Below are 18294 nucleotides of genomic sequence, written 5' to 3' on the forward strand. Positions count from 1 at the left end.
GTCAGACGTAACCTTTTGGTTGTATGTTAATTTATTTTCTGTTATTCAGATCGTTGGCAATTTTCATGATTTCATTCATTACTTCCTTAAAAATTTCCATTTTTTCCGGAGCAATTTTATCCATGACCCTTTTGTTGAAACTTAAGACCACTTCTTTTGAAAGATTTCTTGAGTTTAGCCCTTTATCTGTAAGTTTTATGATAACCTCTCTTTTGTCGGTAGTGGTTTTCTCCTTATAGATATAGCCGTTATCTTCCAGAAGTTTTATAATTCTTGTAAGAGAAGTAGGCTCAATGGCCATCTTGGGTCCCAAATTTGTGCTTCTTGTCCCTTCTTTAGGATCTATTTTAAGAAGTGTGAGCGCCTGAACGGCTGTAGAATCGTGCTCCTGGGCAAGTTCTGTGAACATTTTGGATACAGCAAGCCAGGTTTGTTTTAGAACCAGATCTACATTTTCTATTTTTTCTTTGTTGTTATCCATCATTTTTGGTAATAGGTTTTTATCAAATTTAGTAAATATTATGCATGCATAGTATTTATTAACGTTAAAATTTGTTAACAATCTGATAGTAAATCGATTAAATTGTATGATTAGCATAATACTATGCATGCATAGTATGTGAAATAAGTAATAAAAAGCGCGTATTAATGAATGTTTTTGATGGAATCAATGATTTCTTCGAATGATTCACATTGATGTTTTGTGTTATGGTAATAAATTACCCAAAACTTGTTTTGAAACTCAAATTTAAAAGATGAGAGGTCTTTTTGAAAGTTTTTTTGAAGCAGTGAATACAGCATCTCCTTGTAAATCGGAGGGGCAGAAATTTCCGGTGCTACAAAACTTTCGTTAACCTGAAATAAAGAAACGTTGGTTAGTTCATCATGTTGAAGTAGGAGATCTTCAACAATCCCTGTATACAAATGATTGTCTTTTACGTACCATATCTTATCAGCAAATTCTTTTGCCAGCCGCCAGTCGTGGGAAGAAAAAAGGATAAGTTTGTTTTGTTCCTTTGCCAGCCTGCGTAATGTTTTAAGGATGATAATCTTATTTTTTTCATCAAGATGAGTGGTAGGCTCATCTAGAATAATAATAGGGGAGTTTTGTGTCAAAGCACGTCCAATAAATGCTTTCTGAAGATTTCCATCAGAGAGATTTTTCAGGAGTATATCCTTATACTGATTCAAATTCAGTTCATTGATGATATGTGAAACTTCATCTCTGTCCTCTTTTTTTAATTCAAAATAATATGGATAATAAATATATTTTCCTAACGAAATAAGATCTTCCACCGTATAGTTTTGTGGAATAACCGCCTTAGAAAAAACAATGGCAATATTCTCTGCAATTTCTTTAACAGACAGTTTCTTTATATTCTTACCATTTATTAAAATTTCTCCTTGTAATAATGGTATCTGATGTAAAATTGATTTAATCAGAGTGGTTTTTCCTACACCATTGTTTCCAATCAACAAGCATACGTCTCCTAAATTCAAATGGGTATTAGTATTTGAAATCAGGGTGGTATTATAACCAATATGGGCTTGTTTGATTTGTAGATGCATTTTTTTGTTTTTGTTATTTGTAAAGAAGCAATGAAATTTATCTATATCCAGTTTTCTTGCGTCTTAAAAATATACAGTATTTATCTTAATTTTTGTGTCTTTTACAATTAACGAATTAAACTTTATTCTGCTTCAAAAGCATCACAAGGATAACGGGGATTCCAAAAATAGAACTTATCACATTCAACGGAATTTGACTTTTCTCTGCAATAATTGAAAACAGTAACATCATCAGCATTCCCAGCATCATATTCAAGATCCACTGCTGCCAGAGTTTAGCAGGATTATAAATAAGTCTGCAAAAATGAGGAACAATGATTCCTATAAACAAAATAGGCCCCAAAAATGCTGTTATAGATGCTGATAGGAGCGAAGCGGCTATGATGATGAATAGCTTTAAATGATGCAAGTTTACTCCAAGGCTCTGTGCATAGGAACTGCCCAAGGAATTTCCAATTAATGGTTTAATGGTTTTAAAAGACATATATAAGCCGACAATGACCAAAACAGATAATACAAGGATCTGGTTTCTGGTGACCATATTATTTGCACCGAAAGACCATAGGATATAATTTTTCAGACTTTGATTTTCTGCATACAACTGAAGTAAAGAAACAATTGCTCCGGCCAGTGCGGAAACTAAAAACCCGAAGATAATAAGATAAGATTTGTCCTGGAATTTCTTAGAAATGGATAAAAGTACGATCATCAGGAAGAAACTGCCGATAATCGCTGATAAGCTCAGAAAACTGTTCTGGAGATAATCCGGAAGCAGAATATCATGTGAAAAGAAAATATAAAATGAAACAGATAAACTAGCTACGGAAGTAATACCTAATATATCCGGACCTGCTAATGGATTCTGGAAATATTCCTGCATCAGAAACCCTGAAGTAGGAATGGAAATTCCTGCTAAAAGCATTACCAAAACCCTGTTGATACGAATATCTGCAATCTGGCCGTTGGCTGAGCTATAAAAAAAATCCTTTAGGTTTAAACTTAAAAATCCCGTATTCAGATTAATAACCGCAGCCAGAATAATGGCGATTATAAATAAAAAACACAGGATTTTGAATTTTTTTGACATTTTCAGAAGTGATTCCGTACAATTTATTTTAAGAATGAATCGATCTTAGAATTTAAAAGTTCTTCATTCATCATTCCAAGATATTCATCAGTTTTCGCTCCTTTTCTCATGTAAGTAAAAGGGATAGAACCACCGTCCCATTTTTTAAAATTTTTCGGAAAGAAATTCTCATCAAGCTTTTGGCCATCCAGTAAGATTATGTTTTTTGCAAGATCATTTTTTTCTGCAAAATCTTTAACTGCAGTACTCCAATCAGACTTTTTATCCAGATTAACAAAAGTAAACTTTACAGGTTTTCCTTTCAGTTCTTCCATTTTTTTTCTGAAATGTGGAATTTCCTGAATACATGGCCCACACCAAGTGGCAAAGAAATTAGTAACATACAGTGTGTCATTATTTTTTGCCAGATAGTCTCCAATATTTTCGGGAGAAATTTCTTTTGAAATATAAGCTGTGTGATCAGCAGAAGTAGTATTTTCTGCAACAGCTACTGAATCCTGGGATATCCCTTTGTCATCAGTTTTTGAACTTTCTTTTTTACAACTGGTCAGCGCAAATATAACTAGGGTTGATAAAATGATCTTCTTCATAATTATTTTAGTATTTTTGATTTTGAAGTATGGAACAACAAATCTATAAAGGGAAACTCACAACGTTTCATTGGTTAAAAATAGCGAAAAAGGAAGAACTGACCAAAAATACTTTCTCCCTGGAATTTGAGATTCCCGGGAATTTACAGAAGAATTTTAAATTTGAAGCGGGTCAGTTTGTCAGTATTAAATTTCAGTCCCATGGAAAAGATATCATCAATGATTATTCAATGACATCGGCTCCTTACGAGAAAAAAATAAGCCTGGGCATAAAAGTGAATTCTCCTATAGGAGCAACAGCAGAACTGTTTAAAAATTATAAGGTTGGAAATGAACTATTGGTAAGTGAACCGGGAGGTCGATTTACTTTAATATCTAAACCCAGTGAATTCAGAACGATAGTCGGTTTTGCTGCTGGAATCGGGATAACCCCGGTGTTAAGCCATTTCAAAAATATTCTTCATAATGAGCCCAGAACGCGACTGTTTTTGTTTTTTGGAAATAAAAATTCTGACGAATTAATCTACCGGGATCTTTTGGATAATCTGGCCAGAACTTATGGGGACAGATTACAGATATTTTATTTCTTTTCGCAGGAAAAAACACCGGATCAGCTTTTTTATGGAAGGCTAGATGCGAAAAAGTTAAACCTGATTATCAATCAGATTTTGCACCTTGATGATACAGACGAAGAATCCACCATCTGGGATGCAGTAGATGAAGTTCTAATCTGTGGAAAAGGGGACATGATAAAAACACTGGCCAATGCATGCTACCATCATGGAATCCCGAAAAAAAATATTCATTTTGAACTTTTTGAAGAGTTTAATGATGATATTTATCCTATAGAAAAAGAGTTTCCGTTGATTGAAAATGTGGAAATCGATTTTAAAATACTGGGAAAAGACTACAATACCCATCTTCCGGATAACAAGGATAAAATTCTGCAGCAATTGCTGGTTCAGAAATTTCCTGTTCCTTATTCCTGTAAATCCGGAATTTGCGGAAGTTGTGAATGTTATTTGGAAGAAGGAGAAGTTGAATTACTAGAGAATGAATATTTAACGGAAAAAGAAGAGTTGCAAGGGAAAATATTAGCATGCATGTCTATAGCAAAAACAAAGAAAATAAAGCTTAACTTTGATCTCATTTGAGAGCTGTAAAAAACATATTCAATCTTATTCTCACATCAATAGAAATTGGAATTCTAGTGATATGTTTGGCTAATGCCTGGGTGTTTGCCCTTACTAATGGGAGGACCTATACCAAAATATCAAAGATACCACCTCGTGAGGTCGCTCTGGTTTTAGGTACTTCACCTAAGATGAGATCCGGACTATCCAATCCTTATTTTACGAAAAGAATGGATGCTACTGCTTTATTGTATCATCATGGAAAAATCCGTAAAATAATTGTAAGCGGTGAAAAAAGCAAAGGTTATAATGAACCGGCTGCGATGAAAAATTATCTTGTTTATCAGGAAGGAGTTCCTGAAGAAATCATTATTGAAGATCCGAAAGGCTTCAACACATATAAGAGTATTTTACGTTGTAAGGATGTGTACAAAAAAAGTAATGTTATTATAGTATCTCAGGGATTTCATAACCTTCGGGCCCTATTTTTCGCAAGAAACAATAATATGAATGCACTGGGATTTGATGCGCAGGATGTAAATAAACCCGAAAGCTACTACAGAAATCAGTTCAGGGAGATTTTCGCAAGAATGATCGCTGTAGTCTATTTCCTGTTGGGAATTTCTCCTGATTAGAAAGGATATCCAAACGCTACATTCAATGTAGGTTTAAAAGGCTGGAAATCTTTGAATCTCCATCTGTCACCGGTAGGTTTATTAGGATCATAGATTTTATATGCAAAATCAAGCCTTAAAGTGATGTATGCAATATTTACCCTTAATCCGAATCCACTACCGATACCCACCTGGCCTAAGAATTTATTGAATTTAAACTCATCGCCGTATCCATCATTATAATCCCTGAGACTCCAGGTATTCCCAATATCGGTAAATAGCGCCCCTTCATACATATCGTTGAAAGGCAGACGATATTCAATATTTGTAGTAAGCTTTAAATTATCTGTCATATAAGTACGAACTCTTTCATCAATCTGAGAGTCAGCAGGACCTAAGCCTCCAAAAGCAACCCACGCCCGGATATCATTGGATCCCCCGTTGAAATAAGACCTGATAACCGGCATCGATGAAGAGTTTCCGTAAGGTATTCCTACTCCTACGAACTGACGAAGTACTAAAGTCTGATTTCCGTTAAACTTAAAGTACTTTCTTACGTCAATATCAAATTTTACAAACTGTGCATAAGGCACTCCAAAAATTGTTCTTTGAGGACTTGTGATTACACCTCCGCCATCATTTCTTTTTTGATTAAAAATGCTTAATATATTACCAGCCAGTTCTACCTTTCCATTAAAGTAGAAAGCGTTAGGATAATCCTTCTTACCGATTTCGTTATACACATAATTATAGATCATGGACGAAATCAGAACATCCTGGGTTTGCCTGTCTTTATTGACAAGAATTCCTGTAAATGCAGTAAAAAGATCCGCACCAGCCTGATCTAAAGAATTACGATAGGCATTATCAGTGACAATCTGTTGAGATACTTCATCTACTGAAAGCTGTCCGGATAAAAGCTTGGCTTTCGTTGCTGCACCTTGCGGGCTGTTTTGAAAGTAATTCTCAAATATTTCATCTTTTAGATCACGATCGTTTGTAAAGTAATCATAATAAGCCGATTTATTTTTTGTTAAACTTAACTGTGTATTAAAAAGGGTCAGCCTATGGGATACTTTATCATTAACCGTAGCGAGATAATTAAGGCCGGTATTGAAGTTAACTCTTCCTAAACCGATATTATTTTGTACAGTAGCCCCCAGAACAATTGATGATGTAGGGCTGTATCTTTTAGGAATCAATTTATAATAATCAAAAGGCAGTAAAAGTCTTGGGAAATTCAGGGAAGCCTGTGCTGATAATTCATAGGCTAATATCCGCTGACTGATATCTTTGGTGCTTCTGATAGAACCAAAAGTACCCGCCAGACTTGTCGAAAGGTTTTCTGCCCCTCTAAAAACATTTCTGGTAGTAAGGTCTATGGAGGGAGAAATCCCAAGATTTAATAACTGCGAATAATTGATATCCGTTCCTACTTTTAATTCATATTTCGGAAGCGGTTTAAGTATATATAATACATCAATAATACTATCATTAGGAGAGCCTTCACCTCCGTGTCTTAGAGAATCTTTTGCTTTCAGAATGCTAAAGTTATTCATAGAGAGGAGATTCCTTTTGGTAAGGTCAAGCTTTTTCTGATCATAAATCTGTTTGTTTCCAACTATGATATTTCTCCATACAGAACGGGTTGTGTATTTATTATCAACCTTATGGAACCGTATTCCTCTTAAGCTGTCTTTGGTTGTATTTTTACGGTATTCTGATGCTTCATTAACGATGGCTACGTCTATATTACCAATAGTTGCCCTTTTATAAGGAGTATCAATGGAATCTTTATGAATTTCAAGGGTCAGAGGAACCTGTTTTCTGCTTTTTAGTGAATCGGCGACAAAATAAATTTCATCATTGGCACTATTGAATCTGTAATACCCATAATCCCTCATGATTTCATTAAGTCTGGTAACTTCTTTTTCAAGAACCGTTTGATCAAGTACCTGTCCGGATCTGATGAGGGTTCCGTTAATTTTCTGCTGGTAAAGATTATGGAGAACCGGATCCGGAATATTGTAATAATATTCTTTAATATAAGTAGGATCATTATGTGTAATGAAATACGTAACAGCCGCTTTTTTTGCTGCAGAATCTATTTTGGTTTTAAACTTTACTTCTGCATCCCAGTACCCTTTGTAAGTAAGTCGTTTTTCAATGGATTCGGCTCCTTTTTCCACTTTTGTTTGATCCAGGATAACAGGAGGTGAACCCCAGTTGTGGTATAACCTGTCTAATAAAAGGCTTTTTCCCACACTACTTTTCATATTGTATTTAATGAAGAGCGAATCCCTGAGCTTTTGCGTTCGCATTTCGCTAGGGTAGGTCATGTATTCATTAAGAATAGTGTCATATTTAGGATTGGCGGCGTTGTATAATAATAAGCCTAAAGGCATAAAAAGGAATTGCTTCTTATTGGGTTTTTGCTGAACATAACCCTTTAGCTCTCCATCAAATGGTTCTTTTTTATCAGTAAAAGTGAATGTGTTCTTCGTAAGCAAATATTCGCCATCGGGAACTTTCTTTGTGGTGCTACAAGCATAAAGAAGAGTAACAAATGTTGCAAATGATATAATTTTATAATATTTTTGAGGAGAATTCTTATAATGCTTACAGCTCATACAATAAAAATTTTACAGTCTTTAGATAAAAAGAAGTTCCGACAAAAATACAATTTGTTTTTGGTTGAGGGTAATAAAATCATTTGTGAACTTCCCAATTCTAACTTTAAAATTAAAGAAATATTATCTACAGATCCAGAGAAAATTAAATTTTCTGACGTTCCTATTATCCATATATCTGAAAATGAGCTGAAAAAGATCAGTTTTCTTAAAACACCTAAAGATTCCGTTGCCGTTTGCTATATGAATTCTGAGAAAAAGATGGCAGACCCGGATATACAGATTGTATTGGATGGGATTCAGGATCCCGGAAATCTGGGAACTATAATCCGTTTAGCCGATTGGTTTGGGATAGAACAAATTATTTGCAGTGAAGATACAGTGGATTTTTATAATCCCAAAGTGATTCAGGCAAGTATGGGATCTTTTACAAGAGTGAACATGGTGTACTGTAATCTTACCGATTATCTTTCGAATACGGAGAATGTTAATATAGGAACAGATATGGAGGGAGAAAATATATACCAATTCGAGAAGCCTAAGAAACTAAACCTGATTTTAGGAAATGAAGGAAATGGAATGCGACCGGAAACGGAAAAGTTGCTTCATAAAAGTATTAGTATTCCTAGGTTTGGTACATCTCAGTCAACGGAAAGTCTTAATGTATCCATGGCAGCAGGAATTATATTGGGACAATTGTTTTCTAAATAGATTCCAAAAGTCAGAGGTTAGCTGGATTAAATTTTAAAGATAACCTTTAGCTAACTTCTAACCTCTGGTTTGTTATTTTTATATTAATTGCTCCATGCTGGATACACTTTTATTTTTCTGATAACTTTCAAGCTTTTTTCTGACAAATTTTAATGCAATTGGCGCAAGATAAATCATAGCCACACCAAGCAGTTTCTTTTTCCAATTAGAACTACGCATATTTTTCTTTGCATAGTTTCCAACAAGAGCAGTAGCACCTAACCTGATGATACCATCCAGTGCATTACCCTTGAGCGCTGAGCTTGCAATACCCATTGCTGTATTTTTGCTGATAAACATATCTTTCACCTCAGAAGTAAGCTGTTTAGCAATCACATCCTTTCTCAGGACTATTTTTTCATCACCATCTTCATCTACTTTTTCCTGAAGATATTGATCCGTTAAACCATTGGTAAATGCGCTTAAACTTTCTTTTGTATTCTTGAATGTAAGAAGGTTTTCCAAATCATCAAGTTCTGCCTTCAGTAACTTCTTCTTTATTCTTAATTCTTTCAGACTTTCATAGTTTCTGCTCATAGTTTAATGATTTAAAAATTTAATAACCTGGTCCGCTACGGTATTTACAATTCTCTTTTTAAACAGAACAACAAGAATCATTATCAATAAGTAAAATGCAGCTACAATAAGGAATCCGTAGGAGTAGTTGTCCAACGCTTTACCGATAAGAAATGCAATTCCAAAGTTGAAAAGAATAATAAAAAAAGCAAAAGCAACAAGCAATACGACCAGATAGGTAATCATACCTGCGGAGAGTGATGACTTTTCGGTAGCTTCTATTTTAAGTAGATCTATTCTCTTAGATGCATATTCTTTAAGAGTTTCTATCATCTGTTTTTCTTTAAAGTTACAAAAAAAGGAACTTTAATGCAAAAAGTCCCTTTCATAATTTAAAATTAATTGAAATTATTACTATTTAAGATCGTTTAATTCTGCTTCTACATCTTTTACTACATCTGTAGTTTTAGAAACAATCTGATCTTTATATTTATCGTATCCATCTTTTACGGTATGAGCAACACTGTTTGCTGTTTCTTTAAAAGTAGAAGATATATTGTCATACTGATCTTTTACTCTTTCAGAAACTTCTCCGTATTTTGTTTTAGCCTGATCTTTAAGATCGTTAGCTTTTGTTTTAATCTTTTTTCTCGTTTCTTTTCCTTCTTCCGGCGCATAAAGCATTCCAAGTACTACACCTGCTGCTGCTCCAGCTAGAAGTCCCGCTAATATACCTGCTGTATTGTTTCCTTTTCTAGACATTTTTCGTTTTTTTTAATAGTTAAATAATATTAGTTTTTACTTTGTTAAATATTACAATTAATATACCAAATGAGCCTATGGTCCTATTAAAAATTGTTAAATCTTTTGGATATAAGACAGTATGGCTTCGATGGTTTCTTCTTTAGAAAGTTCGGTATTGTCAATAACAATGGCATCTTCAGCTTGTCTTAACGGGGCGATTTCTCTTTCACTGTCAATTTTATCTCTTTCGATAAGATTTTCTTTTACCTGCTGCTCGTTTGCTTCGATATTTAAACTCAAAAGCTCGTTGTATCTTCTTTTGGTTCTTTCATCGATGCTTGCCGTAAGGAAGAACTTAAAATCAGCATTGGGAAGAACTACGGTCCCGATATCACGGCCGTCCATTATAATACCTCCTTTTTCGGCAAGGGAACGCTGGGATTGTAATAAGAAATCCCTTACTTCCTTTTGTTTAGCTACAAGGCTTACATTGTCAGAAACTTCATTAGTTCGGATCTCCTTTGAGATATCATTATGGTTCAGATAAAGAACCAGTTCACCTTCATCATTTTTAAATTCAAGCTGGATCTGATCTAATGATGAGAAAAGTAGATTAAGGTCAATAGAACCTTTTTCGTCCTTACAATTTTGCAGGGCAAACCAGGTAACTCCTCTATAAAGCGCTCCGGTATCCAGGTGAATAAGTCCTAATTTATCGGCAATGACCTTTGATATTGAACTTTTTCCGGTAGAGGAGTATCCATCGATAGCTATTACAGGTTTTTTCATACTGCAAAGTTCAAGATTTTTTTTAAAAAATCAAGGAAATGGAAAATTAAATATTGAAAAAGTTTAATAGCGATGCCCGCTAAGGTCCATAGATATTCCTATTTGATTCACATTGGAAGAGTTATGGTATCTTACATGAGCATAATCTACACGGAATCTTGAAATTTTAATTCCAAATCCTCCTGATAGTCCAGAGAAATTTCTTTGGTCAGCTACAGCCAGTTCATTTCCTCTTTTCACATTATATCCTAATCTGATATTAAAGTTTTTCTCCGGAAATAATTCTGCTCCAATAGAAAAGTGATCTGCAATTTTTCTTCCCACATTCACTTCCTGACCATCTACGTTAAACGGAGATGAAATATTGAATTGCTGTAAATCATGGGCAGTAATTGTAATGGCAAGTGGAATAGCCTTTAAGATTCTCGTATATCCCAGATCAATACGAAACGGAAGGTTCTCACGGGTGCCATTAAAAGATTTGAACTGATATCCGAAATTTCTTGCGACAAGAGAGAGAACTTCTTTGTTTTTTTTATTATGGTAAGTAATTCCGGCAGTTCCTGAAATAGCAGAAGAAGTATAGGTATCTATTTTTGAAGTAATAAAATTAATTCCTCCTCCAATGGTCCAGTCTTCTTCAAACTGATAGGCGTAACCAGCTCCGATGGCAACATCGGATGCGTTGAATTGTCCGTTTTCAAAACCACTTTCATCAGTCCTTGGAATATCACCATAACTCATATATCTGGCGTTGATTGTAGCCATGTGGCCATTATCAAAATCTTTAGCAAAAGCAATCGTTCCGTATTTGGAATCCGCAAGATATGCTGCTCCGTTCACAGAAAGTTGTTTGTCTGAATCTTTATTAAGTAAGGCCGGATTTGCTATAGCAAAGGAAACATCATAATCTCTTATAGTAATTGCATCGCCACCTAATGCAGCCTGTCTGGCAGATACGGGAATGTTTAAGAAAGGATAAACATTTGTTCCCGTTTGTGCATAAGAAACAATTCCTGACAGAAATAATGAAAGAATGATAATTTTCTTCAATTCAATTTATAATTATTGCAAAAATAATCCTTTTTTGTAGTTGTCAAAATATTTCTAACATTATTTACAGCTAAATATTTTTCTTTTTTCAATATTTTTAATGATTATATTTGCAAAATCAAATTTCAGGGATATAAACCCTATTTAAAATTTATTAAAAATTAAAGATGAAATATAAAAGAATCCTTCTAAAACTTAGTGGTGAAGCCTTAATGGGGAACAGACAATATGGTATTGACAATGACAGACTTCAGGAATATGCTGTTGAAATAAGAAAAGTAGTAGATAAAGGTTGTGAAGTTGCCATTGTAATTGGAGGAGGAAATATATTCCGTGGAGTAGCAGGTGCTGCAAAGGGAATGGACAGAGTTCAGGGCGATTATATGGGTATGCTTGCAACAGTGATTAATGGAATGGCTTTGCAAGGTGCTTTGGAAGACGCCGGTATTAAAACCAGACTTCAATCTGCTATAGAAATGGACAAGGTAGCTGAACCATTCATTAAAAGACGTGCAGTAAGACATTTGGAAAAAGGAAGAGTGGTTATTTTCGGAGCAGGAACCGGAAACCCTTATTTTACAACTGATACTGCAGCTACATTAAGAGCCATTGAAATTGGTGCTGATGTTATTTTAAAAGGAACAAGGGTAGATGGAATTTATGACAGTGATCCTGAAAAAAATGCGGACGCTGTAAAATATAATTCTTTATCTTTCGATGAAGTTTTCGAAAAGAATCTTAAAGTAATGGATATGACTGCATTTACTTTAAGTCACGAAAATAAACTTCCTATCATCGTATTCGACATGAATAAAGAGGGGAATTTAGTAAAGATTGTAGACGGAGAAAACGTTGGTACTTTAGTGGATTTATAGTCAGTAAAGTAAATAGATAAAGAGATTTAAAAATTATTTATTGTTGATCACATACCACTGAGGTAAAGATCATCGTTTATAAATGTGTAATTTATCAAATTTTAAATATATAATGGAAGAATTAGATCTAATAGTAGAGTCTGTAAAACAGGACATGGAAGCGGCTATTAAGCACCTTGAACATGTATTTCAAAGAATTAGAGCCGGACGTGCTTCTACTTCAATGGTTCAGGATGTGATGGTTGAATATTACGGAGCTCCAACTCCGATCAACCAGGTTGCTAATGTTTCGGTTCCTGATGCAATGACGATTTCTATTCAACCTTGGGACAGAACAGCAATCAATGCTATTGAAAAAGCTATTATTAATTCAAACTTAGGTTTTGCACCTTCTAACAACGGGGAGAATATTATTTTGAATGTTCCACCTTTAACAGAAGAGAGAAGAAGAGATCTGGCAAAACAAGCTAAAGGAGAAACCGAACAGACAAAGATTGTCGTAAGAAATGCAAGACAGGACGGTTTGAAAGAACTTAAAAAACTTGAAGGTGTTTCTGAAGACGTTATTAAAGGCGTTGAAGAGGATATCCAGGCACTTACTGATAAGTATGTGAAAGCCTGTGATGACCACCTTAAAACAAAAGAAGCTGAAATTATGAAAGTGTAACTTTCGCTTTAGAACATATACTAAAACAGGCCTCATTATGAGGCCTGTTTTTTTATTGTCAATAAGGCTGAAGGTGTTTCTAATATCTAAAAATAAAATTGTTAGAATGATTTGGAAACGGGAGCCTTTCCCTTTTAAAAAACGCTCCGGAATCCGGAGCGTTTTGTTATTGATATCTTTTATGTTCTTTATTTTTAGAAAACCTTTTGGTAATAGGTTTAAGAAATGCCTTGTATTTTTCAGCGTCAAAGAGTTGCGAATCCGTTAATGCTTTATAGGTCATAATCACTCCAAACGGGAACAGTATAATATTAGGGAGCCATGCTGCCAGATATGGATTTAATGTTCCTGCCCAGGCAAGGTTTTCCATTCCCACATTAATCACATAGAAAATAATAAATATAACAATGGCAATAATTACGGGAACTCCCATTCCTCCTTTTCTGATGATGGAACCTAAACTGGCGCCGATAAGGAAGAATATGATACAGGTAAATGAATAGGAGAGTATTCTTTGCTGATAAATAACAACTTTACTGAAATACTTAACATTGGGTTTGAAATCATTGGCTTTACCGTCTAGTGTGGTTTTCAGATTATCCAATCTCGTATAGGCATTGTAGATAATCTCCATCTTCCTGTTTCCTTTTACCGTATCCAGTTTTAGTTGTTGTTTAACCGGAGCTTTGGATTTATTGTTTTTATCCATATAGCTGACGGTGGAGTTGGTCTGGTTCAAAACATCGTCCGTGACGGTGGAAAAGAATCTTTCGTTGTCTTTTTTATTAAGATCAATAGTTTTATTAAGCTGATTGAATGTCTGAAAACGGTAATCATCCGTGATCTGCTCTTCTTCGATTGCTTTATTGATGAGCTCGCTAATGTCAAAATGCGAAACAAGGGTATCAAATTTAATCGCCTGATCCGGTTGCTTTAATCTCACATTTTCACCTTTTCCTGCAAAATTATCTTCAAACACATAGCCCTTATAAAGCTCAAGTTTTAAGTAATGGTTGTTAGCTGCAGGAATAAATTTCCCTCTTTCAGCGACAATAGACTGCTGGTTTTCGAATGTGCTAGCTTTTCTGTGAACAAACACACCTTCAATACTATTGTCTTCGTGGATTTTATCAAACTTCACCATATAACCGGGTATCTGATCAATAAACTGCCCTGGAGTAAAGTTAAGAGCGGGTTTTGTCTGAGCAATATTGAAAAGCATATTTTTCGCTTTTCTTTGAAAATCCGGGATAATATTATTAGAGAAAAAGAACAGCATTATAGATAATATGGTGGTGACCCCAAAAAGAGGAACCATAACCCTGGTTAATGAGATTCCGGCGGCTTTCATAGCTGCAAGCTCGTAACGCTCCCCAAACTCACCAAAAGACATGATACTTGCTAAAAGGATCGTAAGAGGCAAAACCATACTGATAACACTTACCCCTAAATAAAAAAGGAGCTTAATAATTTGCCAGTAGCTTAATCCCTTTCCCATAAACTGCCCTAACTGAACCCAGATAATGTTTACAATAAATATGAAAAACAATACACTGAATATAAAGAAAAATGGTCCGAAAAAGGTTTTTATGATATATCGGTCTAGTATTTTTAACATTCGCCAAAATTAATGAAAAAGCCACAAAGTTTACTTTGTGACTTTATAAATTATTACTTTTTTAATTACAATTCTGTAATAACGTAATTTTTAAATTTATTCTTATCGAAAACAAACATGTTAGGATCTAATTCCTGGTTCTCCTTGTATTCTTTTATGGCAATTACTGCAACATCTTTGTTGCTTCCATGCTGTTCAAGTTTCACCATTTGTTTCTTAGCTGAGTCTACAAACAGATAAACATAACTTAATCCATTAGGCTTAACCGGAGTAAGCTTGATCAGATCAGCACTTACACCATTGACCACTTTCTTTCCTCCATAAACTACATTGTAATCATTTCTGTAGGTAGAAAGGTAATTGATAGGGGAGAACATAGTACTGCTTCCGTTAGGTTTGGCAATCGTTACTTCCATGTCGTCAGCATTAATATTGTAGATCTTGCTACCATCGAAAATCTGTTCTGTATCCATGATTTTCAATTTATATTTATCTCCCGATGAGTAATAGATGCCAGGCTCTGTTTTAGCAACCTTGCCATTTACACCGCTTCCAAAAGAAAATTTAAAATAGGTATTCTTTTTAGAATTATAATTGGACGTGATATCATCCAATATCTTTTTAGCTTTTGCATCTATTTTCTGTGCATTGGATAATCCAACAGCTCCTACCACAAATCCTCCTAATATAATTTTCGAAACTATATTTTTCATTTTTTTACTTTAATATTCTTTAGACATTTTTTCCACTTCAAAAGTTAAACATTATGGCATGTTTTCCTTTATTTACGCAAATCTTCCAAAAACTGTTCCAAAGAATGAAGGTCGCTAATAATAACTTCCCTTGCCTTTGCGCCATTAAAGCCTCCTACAATACCACTAGCCTCCAGCTGGTCCATAATTCTTCCCGCTCTGTTATATCCTAATTTAAGTTGTCTCTGAAGCATGGAAGTAGATCCCTGCTGAGTAGAAACAATAATTCTGGCTGCTTCTTCAAACAGTGCATCTTTTTCGTTAGGATCGAAAGAACCTACTGAACTTGTTGCATCTTCAGAAACGTATTCAGGAAGAAGAAACGCAGAAGCATATCCTTTTTGCTCGCCAATAAATTCTGCAATTCTTTCTACTTCAGGCGTATCTACAAAGGCACATTGCAGTCGAAGAATTTCATTTCCATTAAAGTAAAGCATATCCCCCTTACCAATCAGCTGATCAGCACCGGTAGAATCAAGAATTGTTCTTGAATCTACACTTGAAATTACCCTGAATGCTGCTCTTGCAGGGAAGTTTGCTTTGATCATCCCTGTAATTACATTTACGGAAGGTCTTTGGGTAGCAACAATGAGGTGAATTCCTACTGCTCTTGCCAGCTGTGCCAGTCTTGCTATCGGTAATTCTACTTCTTTACCTGCTGTCATAATTAAATCGGCAAATTCGTCAACCACCAGAACGATGTATGGTAAGTAACGGTGTCCGTTTTCAGGATTTAATTTTCTTTCAGCGAATTTTTTATTGTACTCTTTTAAATTCTTACAAAATGCATTTTTAAGTAAGTCATATCTGTTATCCATTTCAATACAAAGAGAATTCAGTGTATTGATTACCTTATTGGTATCCGTTATGATGGCATCATCCGTATCCGGAAGTTTTGCTAAATAATGTCTTTCAATTTTTGAATATAAAGAAAGTTCCACTTTTTTAGGATCAACCATTACGAATTTCAGTTCGCTTGGATGTTTTTTGTATAAGAGAGAAGTAAGAATTGCATTAATACCTACTGATTTACCCTGGCCGGTTGCACCTGCCATCAGTAAGTGTGGCATTTTTGATAAATCTGCCATGAAGATCTCGTTGGAAATGGTTTTTCCAAAAACGACAGGTAGATCCATGTCTGTATTCTGAAATTTGTGCGAAGCGATTACAGAGCGCATAGAAACCATGGTAGGATTCTTTCTTGGAACTTCAATTCCAATGGTTCCTTTTCCAGGCATAGGTGCAATGATTCTGATCCCCAGCGCTGAAAGATTCAGCGCAATATCATCCTGTAGTTTTTTAATGGCGGATACCCTGATTCCTGCTTCAGGAACAATTTCATATAAGGTTACTGTGGGTCCGATGGTTGCCTTAATTTCAGCAATACCTACATTAAAGTTCTTTAAAAGACCAACAATCTTATTTTTATTCTCTTCTAATTCTTCTTTATTGATGGAAATCTCCTCATTACCATAATCTTTTAGTAATTCCACCGGAGGCATTTGAAACTTGGCCAGATCTAATTTGTGATCATACAGACCATGTTTTTCTACCAGTTCCTGAGATTGCTTTTCTGTGTCATCTAAAACATCAATTACAGGAGCAATTTCAACATTGAACTTAATATTTTCCTGCGATGGAGTAGATGGTGTAAGATCAAAGGCCTGTTCCGGAGTTGAAACCGGAAGACCTGGTTTGGTATTAAGATTAAGGTTGATCGGCTTAGCATTGTCATCATCTTCAAATGAAGTATGATTAGGAGTAGTAATGGTTTCCAGGTTTGTAGATACCGGGACCTCAGGAAAACCTTTAGGTACCTTTACCGGTTCCTGTTGTTTCACAGGCTCACTCATATCCGTAACCGAAATATTAGGATGATTGTCGAGTGCTTCTTCTTCCAGCTCTTCATCAGCCTCAAAGTTTTCGTCAGAACTAGGCATCATGGATTTTACCTTTCCGATCGTATTTTCATTAATATTATTAAGTTTTGCTTTGATGGAACTCGGACGTAAGTTAAACTCAAGGATAAAATATAAAGCTATACTTGAGGCCAGTACCAACCAAAGACCAACAGTTCCTATGATTGCATTAAGCGAATCCATAATCTGGTAGCCATAAACGCCTCCCAAAACACCTTGTCCTTTTGTAACAGCTCCCATGAAAATAGGAACCCAGCAGATAAAAAACAACGAATGACCTATTGTTTTCCAAGGTTTGAAAATTTTCTTTTTTAAAATTAAAGTTCCGAAAACAAGGAAAAGGAATGCTATAATAAAAGAAGCTACGCCAATACTTTCAAAAATGAAAATATTCCCGAGCCAATCTCCAACTTTACCAAAAATATTAGAGGATTGTATGCTTTTATCAAGCATGGTTCCTGCCTGGCTTTGATCTGCCTTCCAGTTCATTAAATATGAAATGAATGAAAATATAAGTACGACAGAAAAAAGTATAAAAGTAAGCCCGAAAAATATACGGGGTTTCGATAGAATTTTGCCTTTTTCAGACATGTCTTGCTGCTTTGTTTGTGTCTTTTTGTCCATAATATCAGTGTGGGCAAATTTAGTGTTTTTTCAATATTAAAATAATCTTTTTTTATTCAAAAGCATTTTACAATAACTCTATGATCCTTTTCAGGCATCAGAAAATCCTGATTATTGAAATTGATTCTAAATAATATCAAATGAAATTAAAAACTCATATAAAAATGAATAATTTTCTATTGACAAAATTTTATCATTATGAAATTATTAATTGAAAAAAAAGAATCATTATCAAATATATTAACAATCATTCGGTTATTCTGTGGTTAAATTGTATTTAAAAAGTATATTTTTATGAAAATAATTTATAAATTTACACTAAGGTAATATTAAGAAGCATTAATTATTTTGTTGATATTATTTA

General features: G+C 34.6%; 18 protein-coding genes. 5 read left to right on the plus strand and 13 right to left on the minus strand.

The features are described 5' to 3' along the window. Nucleotides 1-31 precede the first annotated feature (31 nt). The 4 genes from PFY10_02480 to PFY10_02495 form a co-directional block, all read right to left on the minus strand. A complete protein-coding gene (locus tag PFY10_02480; protein ID WBV58981.1) occupies nt 32-481 on the minus strand; it encodes a MarR family transcriptional regulator in 450 nt (149 codons plus the stop codon). 164 nt (nt 482-645) lie between these two features. Beyond that, nucleotides 646-1569 (minus strand): ABC transporter ATP-binding protein, encoded by a 924-nt coding sequence (locus tag PFY10_02485; protein ID WBV57307.1) that lies wholly within the window; start codon nt 1567-1569, stop codon nt 646-648. A 115-nt stretch (nt 1570-1684) separates the two neighbouring features. Then, nucleotides 1685-2656, minus strand: a complete 972-nt coding sequence (locus PFY10_02490; GenBank protein WBV57308.1) for an iron ABC transporter permease — start codon at nt 2654-2656, stop codon at nt 1685-1687. A gap of 23 nt (nt 2657-2679) precedes the next feature. Next, nucleotides 2680-3246 carry a thioredoxin domain-containing protein gene (locus tag PFY10_02495; GenBank protein ID WBV57309.1) on the minus strand — a complete coding sequence of 189 codons (567 nt, stop codon included), beginning with the start codon at nt 3244-3246 and terminating at the stop codon, nt 2680-2682. 29 nt (nt 3247-3275) lie between these two features. On the opposite strand from PFY10_02495, the gene PFY10_02500 reads away from it, so the two are divergent. Both PFY10_02500 and PFY10_02505 read left to right on the plus strand, forming a co-directional pair. Further along, nucleotides 3276-4400 (plus strand): iron-sulfur cluster-binding domain-containing protein, encoded by a 1125-nt coding sequence (locus PFY10_02500; GenBank protein ID WBV57310.1) that lies wholly within the window; start codon nt 3276-3278, stop codon nt 4398-4400. Continuing rightward, the gene (locus tag PFY10_02505) at nt 4397-5014 is read left to right on the plus strand and encodes a YdcF family protein (GenBank protein WBV57311.1); all 618 of its coding nucleotides are present in this window, start codon (nt 4397-4399) and stop codon (nt 5012-5014) included. The genes PFY10_02500 and PFY10_02505 overlap by 4 nt, the downstream gene beginning before the upstream one ends. Here the strand turns inward: PFY10_02505 and PFY10_02510 are convergent. After that, entirely contained in the window at nt 5011-7623 is a 2613-nt protein-coding gene (locus PFY10_02510) for a BamA/TamA family outer membrane protein (protein WBV57312.1), read from the minus strand. The two genes, PFY10_02505 and PFY10_02510, sit on opposite strands and share 4 nt — an antisense overlap. On the opposite strand from PFY10_02510, the gene PFY10_02515 reads away from it, so the two are divergent. Further along, on the plus strand, nt 7609-8334 hold the full coding sequence (locus tag PFY10_02515; protein ID WBV57313.1) for an RNA methyltransferase: 726 nt from the start codon (nt 7609-7611) through the stop codon (nt 8332-8334). The genes PFY10_02510 and PFY10_02515 overlap by 15 nt on opposite strands. Before the next feature lie 78 nt (nt 8335-8412). Here the strand turns inward: PFY10_02515 and PFY10_02520 are convergent, their stop codons facing one another. From PFY10_02520 to porQ, 5 genes are all read right to left on the minus strand, one after another. Beyond that, complete coding sequence (locus PFY10_02520; GenBank protein WBV57314.1) at nt 8413-8910, minus strand: phosphoribosyl-ATP pyrophosphatase; 498 nt, start codon at nt 8908-8910, stop codon at nt 8413-8415. Nucleotides 8911-8913: 3 nt separating this feature from the next. After that, nucleotides 8914-9222 carry a phage holin family protein gene (locus tag PFY10_02525; GenBank protein ID WBV57315.1) on the minus strand — a complete coding sequence of 103 codons (309 nt, stop codon included), beginning with the start codon at nt 9220-9222 and terminating at the stop codon, nt 8914-8916. Between the two features lie 81 nt (nt 9223-9303). Next, the gene (locus PFY10_02530) at nt 9304-9651 is read right to left on the minus strand and encodes a YtxH domain-containing protein (GenBank protein ID WBV57316.1); all 348 of its coding nucleotides are present in this window, start codon (nt 9649-9651) and stop codon (nt 9304-9306) included. Between the two features lie 96 nt (nt 9652-9747). Next, entirely contained in the window at nt 9748-10422 is a 675-nt protein-coding gene (cmk, locus tag PFY10_02535) for a (d)CMP kinase (GenBank protein ID WBV57317.1), read from the minus strand. A 63-nt stretch (nt 10423-10485) separates the two neighbouring features. After that, entirely contained in the window at nt 10486-11475 is a 990-nt protein-coding gene (gene porQ, locus PFY10_02540) for a type IX secretion system protein PorQ (GenBank protein WBV57318.1), read from the minus strand. A gap of 167 nt (nt 11476-11642) precedes the next feature. Between porQ and pyrH the strand changes: the two genes are divergently transcribed. Beyond that, entirely contained in the window at nt 11643-12350 is a 708-nt protein-coding gene (gene pyrH, locus PFY10_02545; protein WBV57319.1) for a UMP kinase, read from the plus strand. A gap of 112 nt (nt 12351-12462) precedes the next feature. Then, nucleotides 12463-13017 carry a ribosome recycling factor gene (gene frr / locus PFY10_02550; protein ID WBV57320.1) on the plus strand — a complete coding sequence of 185 codons (555 nt, stop codon included), beginning with the start codon at nt 12463-12465 and terminating at the stop codon, nt 13015-13017. A gap of 166 nt (nt 13018-13183) precedes the next feature. Here frr and PFY10_02555 read toward each other — a convergent pair whose 3' ends face one another. From PFY10_02555 to PFY10_02565, 3 genes are all read right to left on the minus strand, one after another. Then, nucleotides 13184-14635 carry an LptF/LptG family permease gene (locus PFY10_02555; protein WBV57321.1) on the minus strand — a complete coding sequence of 484 codons (1452 nt, stop codon included), beginning with the start codon at nt 14633-14635 and terminating at the stop codon, nt 13184-13186. Between the two features lie 65 nt (nt 14636-14700). Beyond that, nucleotides 14701-15348: an outer membrane lipoprotein carrier protein LolA gene (locus tag PFY10_02560; protein ID WBV57322.1), complete on the minus strand. Its 648-nt coding sequence runs from the start codon at nt 15346-15348 to the stop codon at nt 14701-14703. A 68-nt stretch (nt 15349-15416) separates the two neighbouring features. After that, a complete protein-coding gene (locus PFY10_02565; protein ID WBV57323.1) occupies nt 15417-17930 on the minus strand; it encodes a DNA translocase FtsK in 2514 nt (837 codons plus the stop codon). Nucleotides 17931-18294 lie beyond the last annotated feature (364 nt).

Origin of the sequence: Chryseobacterium daecheongense (assembly GCA_027920525.1) — a bacterium.
In the GTDB taxonomy this organism is placed as follows: Bacteria; Bacteroidota; Bacteroidia; order Flavobacteriales; family Weeksellaceae; genus Chryseobacterium; species Chryseobacterium proteolyticum.

Excerpts from the sequence above, each read along its gene's own strand:
- PFY10_02480 (WBV58981.1), bottom strand. The coding sequence starts at position 481 with ATGGATAACAACAAAGAAAAAATAGAAAATGTAGATCTGGTTCTAAAA.
- PFY10_02485 (WBV57307.1), bottom strand. The coding sequence starts at position 1,569 with ATGCATCTACAAATCAAACAAGCCCATATTGGTTATAATACCACCCTG.
- PFY10_02490 (WBV57308.1), bottom strand. The coding sequence starts at position 2,656 with ATGTCAAAAAAATTCAAAATCCTGTGTTTTTTATTTATAATCGCCATT.
- PFY10_02495 (WBV57309.1), bottom strand. The coding sequence starts at position 3,246 with ATGAAGAAGATCATTTTATCAACCCTAGTTATATTTGCGCTGACCAGT.
- PFY10_02500 (WBV57310.1), top strand. The coding sequence starts at position 3,276 with ATGGAACAACAAATCTATAAAGGGAAACTCACAACGTTTCATTGGTTA.
- PFY10_02515 (WBV57313.1), top strand. The coding sequence starts at position 7,609 with ATGCTTACAGCTCATACAATAAAAATTTTACAGTCTTTAGATAAAAAG.
- PFY10_02510 (WBV57312.1), bottom strand. The coding sequence starts at position 7,623 with ATGAGCTGTAAGCATTATAAGAATTCTCCTCAAAAATATTATAAAATT.
- PFY10_02520 (WBV57314.1), bottom strand. The coding sequence starts at position 8,910 with ATGAGCAGAAACTATGAAAGTCTGAAAGAATTAAGAATAAAGAAGAAG.
- PFY10_02525 (WBV57315.1), bottom strand. The coding sequence starts at position 9,222 with ATGATAGAAACTCTTAAAGAATATGCATCTAAGAGAATAGATCTACTT.
- PFY10_02530 (WBV57316.1), bottom strand. The coding sequence starts at position 9,651 with ATGTCTAGAAAAGGAAACAATACAGCAGGTATATTAGCGGGACTTCTA.
- cmk (WBV57317.1), bottom strand. The coding sequence starts at position 10,422 with ATGAAAAAACCTGTAATAGCTATCGATGGATACTCCTCTACCGGAAAA.
- pyrH (WBV57319.1), top strand. The coding sequence starts at position 11,643 with ATGAAATATAAAAGAATCCTTCTAAAACTTAGTGGTGAAGCCTTAATG.
- frr (WBV57320.1), top strand. The coding sequence starts at position 12,463 with ATGGAAGAATTAGATCTAATAGTAGAGTCTGTAAAACAGGACATGGAA.
- PFY10_02555 (WBV57321.1), bottom strand. The coding sequence starts at position 14,635 with ATGTTAAAAATACTAGACCGATATATCATAAAAACCTTTTTCGGACCA.
- PFY10_02560 (WBV57322.1), bottom strand. The coding sequence starts at position 15,348 with ATGAAAAATATAGTTTCGAAAATTATATTAGGAGGATTTGTGGTAGGA.
- PFY10_02565 (WBV57323.1), bottom strand. The coding sequence starts at position 17,930 with ATGGACAAAAAGACACAAACAAAGCAGCAAGACATGTCTGAAAAAGGC.